Source organism: Streptosporangium sp. CA-115845 (genome assembly GCF_050943795.1).
Lineage (GTDB): Bacteria > Actinomycetota > Actinomycetes > Streptosporangiales > Streptosporangiaceae > Streptosporangium.
On sequence record NZ_CP191988.1, the window covers coordinates 1,729,181 to 1,744,856 of the forward strand.

Sequence of the window (15,676 nt, forward strand, 5' to 3'; positions counted from 1 at the left end):
GGCAGGGCTCGCCGTCCTTTGCGCGTCACCCGCTCAGGCCCGTTTCACCCGCTCGGGCTCCGGGGCGCTCACGCCGGGTGGGCGCTCGGGGACGGTGGAGGTGAGCGGGACCTCCGCGCCGCTGACCATGCCCAGCTGGACGGTCTGGCGAGGCAGCACGAGGTCCAGCAGCCAGCTCCCGGCGATGCGCACCCGGCCGTGCGGGACGGCCAGCAGGTGGTAACCCCGGGTCACCGCCTTGGCGACCATGCCCGACAGCGGCACGCCCAGCGGGTTCGCGGCGGCGGCGGCCTCGCCCAGGTCGACGGCGAACCCCAGGTCGTTGTGCCGGTACGGCCGGAGCCGTCCGCGCCCGTACGAGGCGGCGATGTTGTGGGCGGCACGTCTGCCCTGGCGGCCGGCGTGCTGGGCGGTCATCGCGGTGTACTCGCCGGGGCGGGTGAGGTCCGGCACCGCGGCCGCGTCGCCGCAGGCGTAGATCTCCGGGTGTCCCGGCACCCGCAGGTATTCGTCGACGAGCAGCCGCCCCTTCTCGGTCGGCAGCCCCAGCGACTCCACCATGGGGTCGGGGCGCACGCCGACGCACCAGATCAGTGACCGGGTCGCGATGAACTCCCCGTCGGAGAGTTCGACGCCGTCCGCCGTCGCCTCGGCCACACCCGTACCGGTGCGGATCTCCATACCCCGCTCCGACAGCGTCCGGTGCGCGGTCCGGGACAGGCGCTCGTCGAGCTCGGGGAGGATGCGCGGGGCGATGTCGGCGAGGATCCAGCGCACCGGCTGGTCACGCAGCTCCGGCAGCCTCCTGCGGGTGTCGAGGGTGAGCGACTGGCCCTGAGCCGCCACCTCGGTACCGGTGTATCCGGCGCCCACGACCACGAAGGTGCACCGGGCCCCGCGCTCCTCGGGGTCGTCGGAGATGGCGGCGAGCTCGATCTGGCGGATCAGGTGGTCGCGCAGGTAGAGGGCCTCGGCGATGCTGCGGAAACCGTGGGCGTGCTCGGCGACGCCGGGTATGGGAAGCAGCTTGTTGACGCTGCCGACCGCGATCACCAGACGGTCGTAGCTCAGCTCGCGAGGGTTGCCCTCGGCGTCCGTGCACTTCAGGTGGCGCGCCTCGATGTCCACGGTGTCCGCGGTGGCGAGCAGATGCCGCACGCCGGGGCGGTTTCCCGCCAACGGGATCGCCACCTTGCGTGGGTCGAGGATTCCCGCCGCGACCTCGGGCAGCAGCGGCAGGTAGAGGAGGTAGTCGGTCGGGTTGATCAGGACGATCTCGATCGCGCCCTTGGCGATCCTGGAAAGGGTGCGAACCGCCGTGAAGCCCGCGAACCCTCCTCCGATCACGACGACTCGCTGTCGCTGGGCCATGAGGTGTTCCTTTCGACGCTCCGTACTCCAGCGGAGTGCCCTCTCTGCTCCCGGGTCAAGCACGGCGGGTCGTCCGATGTCGCCCATTCGGACCGGTGAGGTCCGGATGAGGGGGATTAATCGCCAGGTCAGCGTGCGGGCAAGATGGCGGAAGGGGGCGAGTGGGAGCGGCTTTTCCTGGGGATGGCGGGATGGAAGGCGGCGGGGATCGGATGCCGCGCCGGTTCGAGGACGGGCCGGTTCGAAGGCGAGCCGGTTTCCGAGGGGGGTGGGCTGTGACGACCTCCGAGCAGTCACGTGAGGAGCCGCTGACCTCACCGCCGGCGCCGCCCAACCGAGTGCCGGGCTCACTGGTCGTGAACTGGATGACCAGCACCGACCACAAGGTGATCGGTTATCTGTACATGATCACCGCATTCGTCTTCTTCATACTCGCCGGGCTCATGGCCATGATCATCCGGGCGGAGCTCATCCAGCCGGGCATGCAGGTGGTGAGCCTGGAGCGCTACAACCAGATGTTCACCATGCACGGCGGGGCCATGCTGCTGCTGTTCGCGACCCCGCTGTTCGCCGGGTTCGCCAACGTGATCATGCCGCTGCAGATCGGATCGCCCGACGTGGCGTTTCCCCGGCTCAACATGGTGAGCTACTGGCTCTTCCTCTTCGGCGGCGTCATCGTCCTGTTCGGCTTCCTCACCACCGGTGGTGCCGCCGACTTCGGCTGGACGTCGTACGCGCCGCTCTCCACGGCACCTCACTCCCCGCAGGTCGGCGGTGACCTGTGGATCGTCGGCCTGGTGATGGCGGGTCTCGGCACGATCCTCGGCTCGGTCAACTTCATCACCACGATCATCTGCATGCGGGCCCCCGGGATGACGATGTTCCGCATGCCGATCTTCACCTGGAACGTGCTGCTGACCGGCCTGATGGTGTTGATAGCCTTCCCGATACTGTCCGCCGCGCTGCTCGCCCTGGAGGCCGGCCGCAGGCACGGCGCCCGCATCTATGACCCGCAGACCGGGGGAGCGCTGCTCTGGCAGCACCTGTTCTGGTTCTTCGGCCATCCGGAGGTCTACATCATCGCGCTGCCGTTCTTCGGCATCATCAGCGAGGTGATCCCGGTCTTCAGCCGTAAGCCGCTCTTCGGCTACATCGGCCTGGTCGGCGCGACCATCGCGATCGCGGGCCTGTCGATGACGGTGTGGGCGCACCACATGTTCACCACCGGTCATGTGTTACTGCCGTTCTTCTCCTTCATGTCGTTCCTGATCGCCGTTCCGACGGGGGTGAAGTTCTTCAACTGGGCCGGCACCATGTGGCGCGGGCACATATCGATGGAATCACCGATGATGTTCGCGGTCGGATTCCTGGTCACCTTCCTGCTCGGCGGCCTGACCGGGGTTATCCTGGCCTCCCCGCCGCTCGACTTCCAGGTGCACGACTCGTACTTCGTGGTCGCGCACTTCCACTACGTGGTCTTCGGCACCGTGGTGTTCGCGATGTTCGCGGGCTTCTACTTCTGGTGGCCGAAGATGACCGGCAAGATGCTGAACGAGAAGCTGGGCAAGCTGCACTTCTGGCTGCTGTTCATCGGTTTCCAGGCGACCTTCCTGGTCCAGCACTGGCTGGGCGCGCAGGGCATGCCGCGCCGCTACGGCGACTACAGCCAGATCGACGGGTTCACCACGCTCAACCTGGTCTCCTCGATCGGCGCGTTCGTGCTCGGCGCCTCCACGCTGCCGTTCCTCTACAACATCTGGCACACCGCGCGCCACGCCCGGCGGGTGACCGTGGACGACCCGTGGGGTTTCGGCAACTCGCTGGAGTGGGCCACCACCTGCCCGCCGCCCCGGCACAACTTCACCTCGATCCCGACCATCCGCTCGGAGCGGCCGGCCTTCGACCTGCATCACCCGAGGATCGGGGACCGGCCGCGCCGGCTAGACCCGGCGACCGGGCTCCAGAAGGAGATCTGAGCCGCGCTCAACAGGGACGGCCGAGGGCGGTCCTGGTGGTCTCCTCCGGGTACGGCGACAGGCGTACGGCGTCGGCGGGGGAGAGCAGACCCGTCGCCACCCGCTCGCACAGGCGGCCGAGGGCGGTGATCTCCGCGTGCTGGGCCGCGGCGAACGCGCGGTCGACCGGGTCGCCGTGGCCGGGGACGACGACGCCGCTGCCGCTGCCGCTGCCGCCGTCGCCGAGGAGGTCGAGCAGCCCGGCGAGGGTGGCCGGCCATTCGAGGGGATAGGCGTCCTCGTAGGCAGGTGGGGCACCGTTCTCCACCAGGTCCCCGGCGAAGACCACGCCGGCGTCCGGCACGTGGACGACCAGGTCGTTGCCGGAGTGGCCGCGACCGAGGTGGGCCAGGACGACCGGGCGACCGCCGACGGCCAGCTCCGTCCGGCCGGTCACCAGGTGGTCCGGCAGCGCGATCCCGGTCTTCGCGATGTCACCGGCGATGTCCGCGCGTCCCCGATCCCGGTAGTGGCGGGCCCACTCGTCCCTGGCCCGGCCGCCGTTCTCGGCCAGGTCGGTCCGGCAGCCCTCGTGCGCCCAGACGGGGCAGTCGAGGAACGGCCGGGTACCGAAGCTGTGGTCGAAGTGCGAGTGGGTGATCGCCACCGCCCACGGGGCGGATGTCACCCGTCTGACCTCCGAGGCCAGCTCGGCCCCCTGCCGCTCGTCTCCCCGCGTGTCGACCACCAGGCAACCGCCGTCGCCCACGACCAGCCCCACCGACAGGTCCAGCTCGGCGTATCGCCGCACCAGCACCCGGTCCGCCACCTCGACCCATCGACCTTCCACGGGGCGTATTCTCTCCGATCGCGGGTCGTGGGTCACTGCGGAGGCGGTCAGGCGTCGGCGAACCAGGAGCCGTGGAAGCCGGTGGGCACCCGGCGCGGCAGCCGTACCGTTGGTGACATGTCAATAGAGGAACGTGAGCTCTTGGCACGCACTGCCCGGCCTGCTCTCCGAGGGACCGTCAGGCCAGGACCCGGCCGACCATTCGCGCGTACATCCGGCCCGGGCTCGGCACCGACGACGGGTGCAGGAAGCCAGGGAGCATCGGCAGGTCCACCGCGAAGGGCTGCAGCCGCTCGTAGAGGACGTCGGCGCCCGCGGGACGGTTGTCGGGATCCTTCTCCAGCAGGTCGGCGACGAGGCGGTTCAGCTCGGCGGGAACCCCCGGGACCTCGGGCGGGCGCTCCTTCACCTGGCGCTCGAACACGGCGTACTCGGTGGGACCGGTGAACAGCTGGCGGCCCGTCAGCATCTCGTGGAGCACGCATCCGAGGGCGTAGAGGTCGCTGCGGGGACCGGACAGGCCGCGCTGGATCTGCTCGGGTGCCATGTACGACGGGGTGCCGAGAATCTGGCCGACCCGGGTGAACTGCGTCGAGTCGGCCTCGCGGAGCACGGCCAGGCCGAAGTCGAGGACCTTGACGCTCCCGTCGGGGCAGAGCATCAGGTTGGTCGGCTTCAGGTCGCGATGGCAGACGGACAGCGCGTGGGCCGCGGTCAGCACCGCGCAGGCCTGGGCGGCGATCGCCGCGGCCCAGGGCACCGGGAGCGGGCCGTGCTCGCTGACCACGTCGGCCACGGTGACGCCCTCGATGAACTGCATCACCTGGAACAGCCGCTGGTCGAAGGTGCCGAAGTCGTACAGGACCGGTGCGCCGGGGTGCTCCAGCCTGGCCAGGATGCGGGCCTCGCGCAGGAAACGCCGCTTCAGCTCCTCGTCGGGGCCGGTGAGGAACCTCAGGAACTTGACGGCCACCCTGCGGTCGAGATGCCTGTCATGGCCGCCGTAGACGGCCCCCATGCCCCCCTGGCCAAGAGGGAGGTCGTCGAGCACGTATCGGTCGCCGATGACCATCGACCCTCCCCTGGACGTGCGGGCATCACGCCCCTTGGTCGCATGGCCGGAGATGGCCGTCGACCAGTCCGTCAAAGCCTAGCCGGATCAGCGTTTCCCCCAGCGCCCTCGTCGCGCGCAGTCTGTCCTCCAGTTCGAACAGCTCGCGGAAGGCCGTGCCGTACATCCGCTGGTCGGACAGGGGCAGCATGGGCACCCTCGCCCGCCGCACGTCGAGGCGGCTGGAACTGGGATGGACCCTGGCCGCGTCGGCCGAGCGCAGGAAACCGGCCAGGAACCCGGAGTCGAGCCGCTGCGGGTCGACCCGGTACAGCGTGAGCTGCGGGCCGAGCGCCGCTCCGCTCTGGGTGATCACCCTGACCGCGCCGAGCACCGTGGTCACCACGTCGCCGGGCCTGATCATGATCAGTGCCGGGTCGAGGGTGGTACGGCCGGAGGGTGCGGCGCCCGCCGCGGTGTCGTCGGCGGTCAGCACCGGGAGAGGGCCCTCGTCCGCCGACATCCTCGGCGGCGCCTGCAGGATCGTGATCAGCCCCGCCTTGGCCAGCTCGCCGACCGTGGTGGTCGGCAGGTCCTGCCGCTCGGCGAGCAGCTCCAGGGCGGGAGTGGCCTCCGACAGCGTGGCCGAGGTCTCCATGAACCTGGCCAGGGCCTCGGTGAAGTCGCGCGGGAAGTCGAGGCCGCTGTGCTGCGGGCGGTGCCTGGCCGGGGCGAGGTCGACCTCGTCGTCGAGCAGGTCGATGATGCGCACCGTGCGGCTCTCGCCGGACAGCTCGGCCTCGGGGTTCTCCAGGTACGCGCGCCAGGCGGGCTCCACGACCGACAGGTCCTCGCCGGCGTCCACCACCAGCAGCTGGGAAGGCGGGCGCACGCCGTCGGGCCTGCGGAGTATCCACAGGTCGGGGCCGCCGGGCGCCAGCGTCACCACGGCCCGCAGCGCTCCCGCCCGGAGCAGGTTGCCGCGGATCCGCTTGCCCGGCCGCCGGCTGGCGGCGGCGGTGGGCATCAGGATCGCCACCAGGCCGCCCGGCCGCACGCGGGCGAGGCAGTGCTGCACCCAGGCGAGCTCGGACTCACCGCGCGGCGGCAGGCCGTACTCCCAGCGCGGGTCGCCGGCGAGCTCCTCGTGACCCCAGACCCGCTCGTTGAACGGCGGGTCGCAGACCACGGCGTCGGCCACGTCACCGGCCAGGCCGTCCTCGCGGAGCGAGTCACCGGCGACGATCCGCGCCTCGGTCCCGCGCAGCAGCACCCGAACCGCGCTGAGCAGCGCGTTCGTCTCGCTGACCTCCTGCCCCATCAGGACGGTCTTCCCACCGGTCGAAGCGCTTCCCCGCCGGGCCGTCAAGGTGTCCGCGCCCAGCAGCAGCGTTCCGACACCGCATGCCGGGTCCAGGACGACGTCCCCCTCCCGCACCACCAGCCGGACCATGAGCTCGGCCACATCGTCCCTGGTGACCGAGAGCTGGCGGGAGTGCGCCTCGACGTAGCGCTCGCACAGGAACTCGAAGACCTCCAGCGGGTCGCGTTCGGTGGCCAGCTCGGCGACCAGCCGGACGAGGGCCAGATCGTCCAGGCGGAGATCGGCGGAGCCGGGGAGATCGGTCGTCACCTCGGCCATGCGGGTGAGAGACTTCGTTCCATGATCACGCCAGGCGGTGGGCTCGCGGCGCAGGAACAGCAGGAACGCGCCGACCTTGGCCACCAGTTCGCCCAGCCTGAGGTCGTCGACCGAGGTGCGCATCCGCTGCCAGACCAGGTCTCCGAGCGAGACCTCGAAGGATTTGCCGTTCGCGCGCAGCCACACGGCGATCTCCGGCAGCGAGAACAGCGGGCTGGAGGTGGTGCCGCCCACCGGCTGGGGAAAGTCCTCGTGGCGGCGGCGCCAGTTGCTCACCGCTGCCCTGCCGACCCCGGCAAGCCGGGCGATGTCGCCCGCGTTCACGGTGATCTCCTGGCGCTCCTCCATGTTGGGCCACAGTAGTTGACTGTGCCGCAACGGTCTACAACGTCTTTGCTTGTGAAGTGCTTCAACCAATGATTTACTGCCTTCATGGCACTGAACCAACCACTGGCACTGCGCTACGCGGCCCGCTCCGACGTGGGGGTCCGCCGTGAGGCGAACGAGGATTCGGGCTACGCGAGCGCGCGCCTGCTCGCCATAGCGGACGGCATGGGTGGTCATGCGGGTGGAGAGGTCGCCAGCTCACTTGCCGTCACCGCCATGGCGGCGCTGGACGACACCCTTCCCACCGGCGGTGTCGACCTGCTCGCCGCGCTCAAGGGCGCAGCCAGGGACGTCAACCACACACTGCGCGACATGAGCGAGCAGGACCCCACGCTCCGTGGCATGGGCACCACCCTGACCGCGATGCTCTGGGACGGCGCCACCTTCGCCCTGGCCCATGTCGGAGACTCCCGGGCCTACATGCTGCGCGACGGCGCCCTCTACCAGATCACCCATGACCACACCCTGGTCCAGTCGCTGGTGGACGAGGGGCGGATCACCCCTGAGCAGGCCGCCGAGCACCCGCGCCGGTCAATGGTGCTGCGGGTCCTTGAGGGCACCGGCGACGGTGAGCTGGACCTGTCACTGCGCGAGGCCTACCCGGAGGACCGCTACCTGCTCTGCTCCGACGGCCTGACCGCCGTGGTCGGTCCCGAGACCCTGTTCAACACGCTGACCGAGATCTCCGACCCCGACGAGGCGGCCCGCTGGCTCATCGACCTCGCCAACCGGGGCGGCGGCCCCGACAACATCACCTGCATCGTGGCCGACTTCGGGGCGCCCGCCGGTTCCGCCCCGGTGGAACCGACCATCGTGGGCGCCGCGGTCGAGCGGAAACTCTCCCTGTAGGGACCCGCCGCCTCCCCGAACGTCGGGGAAGCACCGGCGTGCCCGGGTGGCCTCCACGGCCTTGGCGGGAATCTCCAGGTGTCCTACCAGGTTCTGCCGGTGATGCGTTCGTATGCCTTGATGTAGCGCGCTCGGGTGACCTTCATGGCCTGGGTGGGACCTCGTTGGAGCAGGGCGTCGGGTTCTTACCAGGTTCTGCCGGTGATGCGTTCGTATGCCTTGATGTAGCGCGCTCGGGTGACCTTCATGGCCTGGGTGGGACCTCGTTGGAGCAGGGCGTCGGGTTCTTACCAGGTTCTGCCGGTGATGCGTTCGTATGCCTTGATGTAGCGCGCTCGGGTGACCTTCATGGCCTGGGTGGGACCTCGTTGGAGCAGGGCGTCGGGTTCTTACCAGGTTCTGCCGGTGATGCGTTCGTATGCCTCGATGTAGCGCGCTCGGGTGACCTCCACGACCTCGGCGGGGACCTCCGGGGCGGGTTCCTTCTTGTCCCAGCCCGTGCTGGTCGCCCAGTCACGCACGTACTGCTTGTCGAAGGAGAACTGCGGGTGGCCGGGCTCCCACCGGTCGGCGGGCCAGAAGCGGGAGGAGTCGGAGGTCAGCACCTCGTCGCCGAGCACGAGCGTGCCCTCGGAGTCCCAGCCCAGCTCGATCTTGGTGTCGGCGATGATGACGCCCCGCTCCGCGGCGAGTTCGGAGCCTCGCAGGTAGATCTCCAGCGTGATCCGCCGGAACTCCTCGGCGACCTCGGTACCCTCCAGGGCGACCACCTCGTCGAAGGAGATGGGCTCGTCGTGCTGCCCGAGCGGTGCCTTGGTGGACGGGGTGAAGATCGGCTCGGGGAGCTTGGAGCCGTCCAGCAGGCCGGGCGGCAGCGGCACGCCCGAGACCGACCCGTGCGCCTGGTACTCCTTCAGCCCGCCGCCGGTCAGGTAGCCGCGCGCGACGCACTCGACCTTCGCCATCCTCAGCTTCCTGCACCGCACCGCACGGCCCGCGAACTCGGCGGGTACGTCGGTCGCCGAGATCACGTGGTTGGGCACGATGTCGGCGAGTTGCTCGAACCACCAGAGCGAGAGCTGCGTGAGGATCCTCCCCTTGTCGGGGATGGGCGTGGGCAGGATCACGTCGTATACCGACACCCGGTCGGACGCCACGAGGATGATGTCCCCGCGGTCCTCGTAGACGTCGCGGACCTTCCCTGAATGAAGAAGCTTCACTACTTTCCTTGCTCTCGCTCGACCCGGTCGCTGACCGACACCTGCTCACCGTATTCGACATCCGGCGACGTGCTGCGCCCGCCCTGCCGGATGCACCGGCTCGGCGTCCAGGCCTCGTCGTCTCGCGGCGGGCGGTTCAGCGAGTGGGAGGGACGAACTCGGGCCGGCGCCGGACGACCTGCGCGCGGGCACCGCTCCCGTCCTTCGGTGGGGTCGAGGTAAGGGCGATGTCACCGTTGACCAGTGTCGTCACCGGTACCTGCGGGCTCGCAGGACGGCGTCGTGGATGATGACCTCGTTGCCTTCGGGGTCGGCTGCGGGACGCGGTCTGGTGTCGGTGACGAGGATGTCCCAGCGGTCGGCGTCGAGGGAGTGCGCGACCTCCTCGGCGGTGAAGAACATGTCGGGGATCGGGGCGCGGGGCATCGTGGTCTCCAGGTCCAGCATGTGATGACCGACGATGAGCAGGGTTCCGCCGGGGGCCACCGAGGCGGCCAGCCGGGCGAACAGCGCCTCACGCTGGGGCCCCGGCAGGTGCATGAAGTGGGCGGTTACCAGGTCGAAGGAGTCCGGCTCGGGTGTCCAGGCGGTCAGGTCGGCGTGCACCCAGTCGAGCCGCCCGGCCACCTCGGCGCCGAGGGTGTCGGCGCGGTCGGCACCGCGCCGCAGGGCGACGGTGGAGAAGTCCACCGCGGTGACCCGCCAGCCACGTTCGGCCAGCCAGAGGGCGTCGGCCCCCTCGCCGCAACCGACGTCGAGCGCCGTGCCGGGGGGCAGGTCGACGGTCTCGGCCACGAGCGGGGGATTGGGCCGGCCGCTCCAGACCGCGTCGCGGGAGCGGTAGCGCTGCTCCCACGCCTGCTCGTCGAACATGTCCCCGGTCGAGGCGTCGTGATCGGCGTGCCGGTGAGCAGCCGGCTGCGTCGCGGGGCCGTGGCGGTGGTCGCCGGGCACCCGCTCGGCGCGGTCGGAGCGGGGCTCGGGCCCGCCGCGATGGGCGGCGACCGCGTGGCGGGTGTCCTCGGCGATGAGGTCGGCGTTGATGGCCGCGGCGGTGTTCAGTGCCGAGGCGGCGGAGACGATCACCTGGGCGCGCAGGTCCGCGACGTTGCCGGCCACCCACACCCCGGGCACCGAGGTGGCCCCGGTGGGATCGGCGGGCAGGTAGCTGCCGATGACGTGGCCGCCGACCAGCTGTTCGACCGGCTCCAGCCCGAGGGAGGCGAGCGCGTCGGCCCGGGCGGTGAAGCGCGGCGCGACCACCACGGCCTGGCAGGGGACGAGCTCTCCCGAGCGCATCCGGACGCCACCGAGCCGGTCGCCACTCGTCTCCAGGGCGGCGACCTCGCCCTCCACGAGGGTGACGCCCCGGGCGGCCAGCTGCTCGTACTCCTCATAGGTGGGTTTGGGGGCGGTGTGCAGGAACAGGGTCACCCGCTCGCTCCACTGCCGGAACAGCAGGGCCTGGTGCGCGGCCATCGGCCCGTCGGCCAGCACGCCGATCGCCTGGTCCCGGACCTCCCAGCCGTGACAGTACGGGCAGTGCAGGACGTCGCGCCCCCACCGCTCGGCCAGTCCGGGAACGTCGGGCAGCTCGTCCACCAGGCCGGTGGCCACCAGCAGTCGCCGGGCCCGAACCTCCCGGCCGTCGGCGAGCAGTACGCGAAAGCCCTCGCCGTCCTCCAGGCGATGGGCCGAGGTGACGGTGCCGGTCACGATCTCACCGCCGTAGCCGATCACCTCGGCGCGGCCGACGGCCAGCAGCTCGCCGGGAGGCGTACCCTCGCGGCCCAGGTAGTTGTGCACATGCCCGGCAGGGGCGTTGCGCGGGGCGCCGGCGTCGACCACCAGCACCGAGCGGCGTGCCCGGCTCAGGGTCAGGGCCCCGCTGAGCCCGGCCGCACCGCCACCGACGACCACCACGTCGTACTTCTCCTCCACCGCGTGCTCTCCTCCGCTCGTCGTACGGCCGGAGTGGGATCACGGCGGCCGTCTCGTCGCTGAACTATCCGCGCCTGGCGGCAGATTTGACAAATTCCTTTGCCGGGATGGCAAATAGGTGGCATGAACGACGACGTTCTCACCCCAGACGAAGCCCTCGACAGGGCACTCGACGCGGTAGGCCCGCGCCTGCGGGCACTGCGCCGGCAGCGCGACGCGACCCTGGCGCAACTCTCCGAGGCCACCGGGATCTCGGTCAGCACCCTGTCCCGCCTGGAGTCCGGACAGCGCCGTCCCACCCTGGAACTCCTGCTCCTGCTGGCCCGAGCCCACCAGCTTCCCCTGGACGAGCTCGTCGGCGCGCCGGAGACCGGCGACCCGCGCGTCCACCAGCGCCCGATCACCCACAACGGCATGACGTTCATCCCGCTGACCCGCCGGCCCGGCGGGCTCCAGGCGTATAAGATGATCATTCCGGCGAGCCGGCCCGCCTGCGGGCCGGAACAGCGGGTCCACGAGGGCTACGAGTGGCTCTACGTGCTGTCCGGGCGGCTGCGCCTGTCGCTCGGCGAGAAGGAGATCGTCCTGATGCCCGGAGAGGTGGCGGAGTTCGACACCCACATCCCGCACGCCTTCAGCAACCCCGGCCCGGAACCCGCCGAGGCACTCAGCCTGTTCGGCCCCCAGGGCGAACGCCTGCACGTCCGCGCCCGCCCCTCCAGCAGATGAGCCGCCCAGCGTCGCGCCCGCTCCGAAGACGGCCGTGCCGTCATGCGGCCTCTCGGCCGGGGCGGTTCCCGGGCGCGCCGCCCCCTGGAAGACCTGGTCTCTCCTGTCGCGTGCCAGGCCGCACGATGAGCAGGAGGGGCCTCCGCAACCCATCGCGACGTCCTATCGGAGAACACGCGTGCCCTTCGCCGACGAGCTCATCGGACCCGACACCGCCCGCACACTGGCCCAGGCGATCGGGGCGGTCGCGCCGGATACCCGGCTCGCGGCACTTCGAGCGGCGCCCTCCGAACTCGGCTCGCTGTCCCTGCGCGAGCGTGCCGACCTGCTGCGGGACGCCCTGCTGCGGGACCTGCCCGGAGACTACGGGTCCTTCGCGGGCACCGTCCGGGCCGCGCTGAACGGGGAGCATCCCTTCAGCGGCTGGCTGATCTGGCCGGTGAGCGATGCCGTCGCCACCAAGGCGATCGAGGACGGGAGCGGCGAGGCGTTTGACGACGCCCTTGACGCGCTCGCGGAGCTCACTCCACGCCTGACCTCCGAGTTCGCCATCCGCCTGCTGCTCGCACACGATCTCGACCGCGCGATGGCACGGATCATCGGCTGGACCGTTCATCCCAATGAGCACGTCCGCCGCCTCGCGACCGAGGGGACCCGGGCCTTCCTGCCCTGGGCCAAGCGGGTTCCGGCCATCCTCGCGAACCCTCACTCGACCGTGCCGATCATCAGCGCCCTGTATCGGGACGAGAGCGAGTACGTACGACGCTCGGTCGCCAACCATCTCAACGACCTCAGCAGGGAGCGGCCCGACCTGGTGGTCGAGACCGCCGCCACCTGGCTGGCCGACCCGGACGGCAACACGCGGAGACTCGTTCGGCACGGGCTGCGGACGCTGATCAAGAAAGGCCACCCCGGCGCACTGGAACTGATGGGGTTCACTCCGGGCACGGTCGTCGAGATCGTGGGTCCGAAGCTCGCCGGCACCACCGTGCCGTTCGGTGGCACGCTCAGGTTCGCCGTCTCCGTCACCAACCCCGGACCGGAGCCGGCGCGGCTCGCGATCGACTACATCGTCCACCACAGGAAGGCGAACGGGAGCCAGAGCGGCAAGACCTTCAAACTCACCACCAGGACCCTCGCCCCCGGCGAGACCGTCGATCTCTCGCGCGACCACTCGTTCCGCGAGATCACCACCAGGCGCTACCACCCCGGCACACACGCGGTCGAACTCCAGGTCAACGGAGTCGCCTCCGGCCGCACCGACTTCACCCTGCTCGCTCCTGGCTGACAGGTCACGGAGGTAAGGCGTTGCCGGTCCGGTGACCGGGCTTCACGGTTCGGGGGAGAGGCGGCCGACGGTGTGTTCGATGGCGGTGCGACCCTCTCCGCGCCAAGCTCAACTGGGACACCGCACTCAGCCTCGCAGCAGGTCGGCGAGGACCACGGCCTCGCTGATGTCGGCCTGCCTGGTCGCGGTCAGGAGCGTCACCGTTCGCCGCCTCGCCAGCTCCCGCAGGTGCTCCAGCGCGGTGGCCCGCTCGGGATCCTTCAGCTCGGCCCGGTAGCGGCGGCCGAACTCCTCGAACCGAGCCGGATCGTGGCCGTACCACGTGCGCAGCTCGGTCGAGGGCGCCACCGCCTTGCACCACTCGTCCAGATGCGCCTTCTCCTTGGACAGCCCGCGCGGCCAGATCCGATCGACCAGCACCCGGACACCATCGGAGGCCTCCGGCTCCTCGTAGACCCGGCGCACTCGTACCTTTGGTTCGGTAGCCATGCCGTGGTCATTCCCAGATGGCGGTAATGGCAGCCACCGGGTGGAGCCGGTCTGTCGATCAGCCGGGCGACAGCGTGACGCTGACCTCGTAGTCGGGGCCGTCGCTGCCGGAGACCTGCCGCAGGTGGTGGCGGATGTTGCCGGTCAGCGGGTCGAGCTTGACGGTCTGGCGGAAGATGAGGTCATCCGGGGCCAGGGCGTCCTCCTCCCAGATCTCGATGACGGCCTGGCCCCCCTGGGCGACGAACGAGGGCTTGATCGAGGAGGGAGTCGCCCAGTCCGGGTAGATGGTGCTACCCGGCGGGCACGGAACCTGGTCGGGGCTGTAGCAGGAGTTCGCCTGGACCGGCATGACCGACCCGCCGCTCGGCCAGGCGCGCACGGTCTGGTTGGCGGACGCCGTCGGCCAAGGTCCGATGATCTTGACGAAGATCTCATCACCGTCACCGCCCTCCTGCGTCCGCCACGGGATGATCGTGTCCAGGGCGACCCGGACCATCGAGGTCCCCGGAGGGGGCGTCGTGCTCCCGCCTCCGCCTCCGCCGCCGGGGTTCTCACCGCAGTCACCGCACGGCGGTTCCACCGGGGGCATGGCGAACGCGGTACCGGTGGTGAGCGTTTGTGTGCCGCTGAGCGCGATGAGCATGGCCATGAGCGCGATGGCCGGACGCTTTCTGTCCATTGGGGGTCTCCTCTCATTGCCGACCTGGCCGACGATCGTCCAGCCGGCTTGGAGGCGGCTTGGAACCGGCTACAACCGGTGGTCGGAGGGCCTATCTGAGTAGATCTTCTGCACGGCAAGGGATCCGTAGAGGCTGACCTTGGCACTGTTTGGTCGGTGGGAACGCCAACGGCTGATCTCGTATGCCACTCGGCCCCGGACCGGTGACGGTCCGGGGCCGAGTGGCCGGCCGAATCGGCTAACCGGCTATGGATCCGGACCACAGCTGCGTGGCGCTGGAGTAGACGGATGACACATCGCCGTCGAAGGTGGCGGACACGGCGGTGTCGTAGCGGTTGTCGAGGTCGATGTCGGAGACGCTCATGGTGACGCCGATGATGTAACCGAGGCCGCGGTCCGGCCGGTACGACATCAGCCAGGGCGAGCCGAGGGAGCCTTTGTCGGTGAAGGGGGAGGTGGCCCCGACGAGGTTGTCGGCGTAGAAATCGATGGGTTGGAAGGGGAACGTCAGGCCCTGAGAGTTTTCTAGGGTTTTGCCGGTGTAGGGCGCGGTGTTGTCCGGGTGGGATCCGGCGGGATAGCCAAAGATGTTGACCGTGCGGCCGGGCTGCTGGTTCCAGGCGATGCCCTGTCCGCCGACGTTGTCGCCGAGCCTGCCCGTGTCGGCCAGCCCGCCGGTGGGCGGCTGGGACACGCCGTTGTAGACGACGGCGAACGCGTGGTGAGCGACGGCGCTCTTGCCCACGTAGAGGCCCCACGGCAGCGCGTCGTCGGTGTAGCCGGGGACGAAAGCCCAGTTGGCCAGCGTGGTGGCGTCGCCGGCGGTGTCGTACACGCAGTGCGCGGCGGTGAGGACCAGGTTGCGCTGGGCCGAGTTCAGCGACGTGCCGCTGCACCAGTGCGGCCGGCCGTCCGCGCCGACGAAGAACACCTTGCCCGTGGTGGTGGGCAGGTTGACGTTCTCCGAAAGCCCGGCGGCCCTCCGCGCGCGGCCCATCGGCTCCACCGCCGTGGGCTCCGCGGCCGGGGTTTTCGCCGCGGTGGTCTGCCTCCTTCCGGAGATCACGGTCTGCACCCCGTACGGCGTGGCCTGGAGCAGGTTTTTCCTGGAGTCGCCGAGCCAGAAGTTCGCCACCTGCTGAGCCTGGGTGGTGCCGGAGGTGAGGGAGACCGTAACGGGACCGGTGCCGGCCTGCGCGGGTAAGGCGGGAAGGGACACTTT

Annotated in this window: 13 protein-coding genes; 4 read left to right on the top strand and 9 right to left on the bottom strand. The window is 70.2% G+C overall.

The features are described from left to right. Nucleotides 1–33: 33 nt before the first annotated feature. Complete coding sequence (locus ACQP0P_RS10245; RefSeq protein WP_433374042.1) at nt 34–1,371, bottom strand: NAD(P)/FAD-dependent oxidoreductase; 1,338 nt, start codon at nt 1,369–1,371, stop codon at nt 34–36. A gap of 365 nt (nt 1,372–1,736) precedes the next feature. Here ACQP0P_RS10245 and ctaD point away from each other — a divergent pair, with 365 nt between their 5' ends. After that, entirely contained in the window at nt 1,737–3,347 is a 1,611-nt protein-coding gene (ctaD, locus tag ACQP0P_RS10250; protein ID WP_433381788.1) for an aa3-type cytochrome oxidase subunit I, read from the top strand. Between the two features lie 7 nt (nt 3,348–3,354). Here ctaD and ACQP0P_RS10255 read toward each other — a convergent pair whose 3' ends face one another. The 3 genes from ACQP0P_RS10255 to ACQP0P_RS10265 form a co-directional block, all read right to left on the bottom strand. Next, nucleotides 3,355–4,176, bottom strand: coding sequence for an MBL fold metallo-hydrolase (locus ACQP0P_RS10255; RefSeq protein ID WP_433374045.1), 822 nt, complete (start codon nt 4,174–4,176; stop codon nt 3,355–3,357). 178 nt (nt 4,177–4,354) lie between these two features. Further along, a complete protein-coding gene (locus ACQP0P_RS10260; protein WP_350928038.1) occupies nt 4,355–5,248 on the bottom strand; it encodes a serine/threonine-protein kinase in 894 nt (297 codons plus the stop codon). A 25-nt stretch (nt 5,249–5,273) separates the two neighbouring features. Next, the gene (locus tag ACQP0P_RS10265) at nt 5,274–7,217 is read right to left on the bottom strand and encodes an N-6 DNA methylase (protein WP_433374048.1); all 1,944 of its coding nucleotides are present in this window, start codon (nt 7,215–7,217) and stop codon (nt 5,274–5,276) included. A gap of 84 nt (nt 7,218–7,301) precedes the next feature. On the opposite strand from ACQP0P_RS10265, the gene ACQP0P_RS10270 reads away from it, so the two are divergent. Beyond that, a complete protein-coding gene (locus ACQP0P_RS10270) occupies nt 7,302–8,105 on the top strand; it encodes a PP2C family protein-serine/threonine phosphatase (protein ID WP_433374050.1) in 804 nt (267 codons plus the stop codon). A gap of 389 nt (nt 8,106–8,494) precedes the next feature. Here the strand turns inward: ACQP0P_RS10270 and ACQP0P_RS10275 are convergent, their stop codons facing one another. Both ACQP0P_RS10275 and ACQP0P_RS10280 read right to left on the bottom strand, forming a co-directional pair. Then, on the bottom strand, nt 8,495–9,325 hold the full coding sequence (locus ACQP0P_RS10275) for a phosphoribosylaminoimidazolesuccinocarboxamide synthase (protein ID WP_433374053.1): 831 nt from the start codon (nt 9,323–9,325) through the stop codon (nt 8,495–8,497). A gap of 249 nt (nt 9,326–9,574) precedes the next feature. Next, complete coding sequence (locus ACQP0P_RS10280; protein ID WP_433374056.1) at nt 9,575–11,266, bottom strand: methyltransferase domain-containing protein; 1,692 nt, start codon at nt 11,264–11,266, stop codon at nt 9,575–9,577. Nucleotides 11,267–11,389: 123 nt separating this feature from the next. Here ACQP0P_RS10280 and ACQP0P_RS10285 point away from each other — a divergent pair, with 123 nt between their 5' ends. Continuing rightward, nucleotides 11,390–11,995 carry a helix-turn-helix domain-containing protein gene (locus tag ACQP0P_RS10285; RefSeq protein WP_433374059.1) on the top strand — a complete coding sequence of 202 codons (606 nt, stop codon included), beginning with the start codon at nt 11,390–11,392 and terminating at the stop codon, nt 11,993–11,995. Nucleotides 11,996–12,173: 178 nt separating this feature from the next. After that, nucleotides 12,174–13,283 (top strand): DNA alkylation repair protein, encoded by a 1,110-nt coding sequence (locus ACQP0P_RS10290; RefSeq protein WP_433374062.1) that lies wholly within the window; start codon nt 12,174–12,176, stop codon nt 13,281–13,283. Between the two features lie 126 nt (nt 13,284–13,409). Here the strand turns inward: ACQP0P_RS10290 and ACQP0P_RS10295 are convergent, their stop codons facing one another. The 3 genes from ACQP0P_RS10295 to ACQP0P_RS10305 all read right to left on the bottom strand — a co-directional run bounded on the left by ACQP0P_RS10295 (nt 13,410) and on the right by ACQP0P_RS10305 (nt 15,673). After that, nucleotides 13,410–13,772: a DUF488 domain-containing protein gene (locus ACQP0P_RS10295; RefSeq protein WP_433374065.1), complete on the bottom strand. Its 363-nt coding sequence runs from the start codon at nt 13,770–13,772 to the stop codon at nt 13,410–13,412. Nucleotides 13,773–13,830: 58 nt separating this feature from the next. Further along, nucleotides 13,831–14,454: a hypothetical protein gene (locus tag ACQP0P_RS10300; RefSeq protein WP_433374067.1), complete on the bottom strand. Its 624-nt coding sequence runs from the start codon at nt 14,452–14,454 to the stop codon at nt 13,831–13,833. 238 nt (nt 14,455–14,692) lie between these two features. Then, entirely contained in the window at nt 14,693–15,673 is a 981-nt protein-coding gene (locus ACQP0P_RS10305) for a trypsin-like serine peptidase (RefSeq protein ID WP_433374070.1), read from the bottom strand. Nucleotides 15,674–15,676 lie beyond the last annotated feature (3 nt).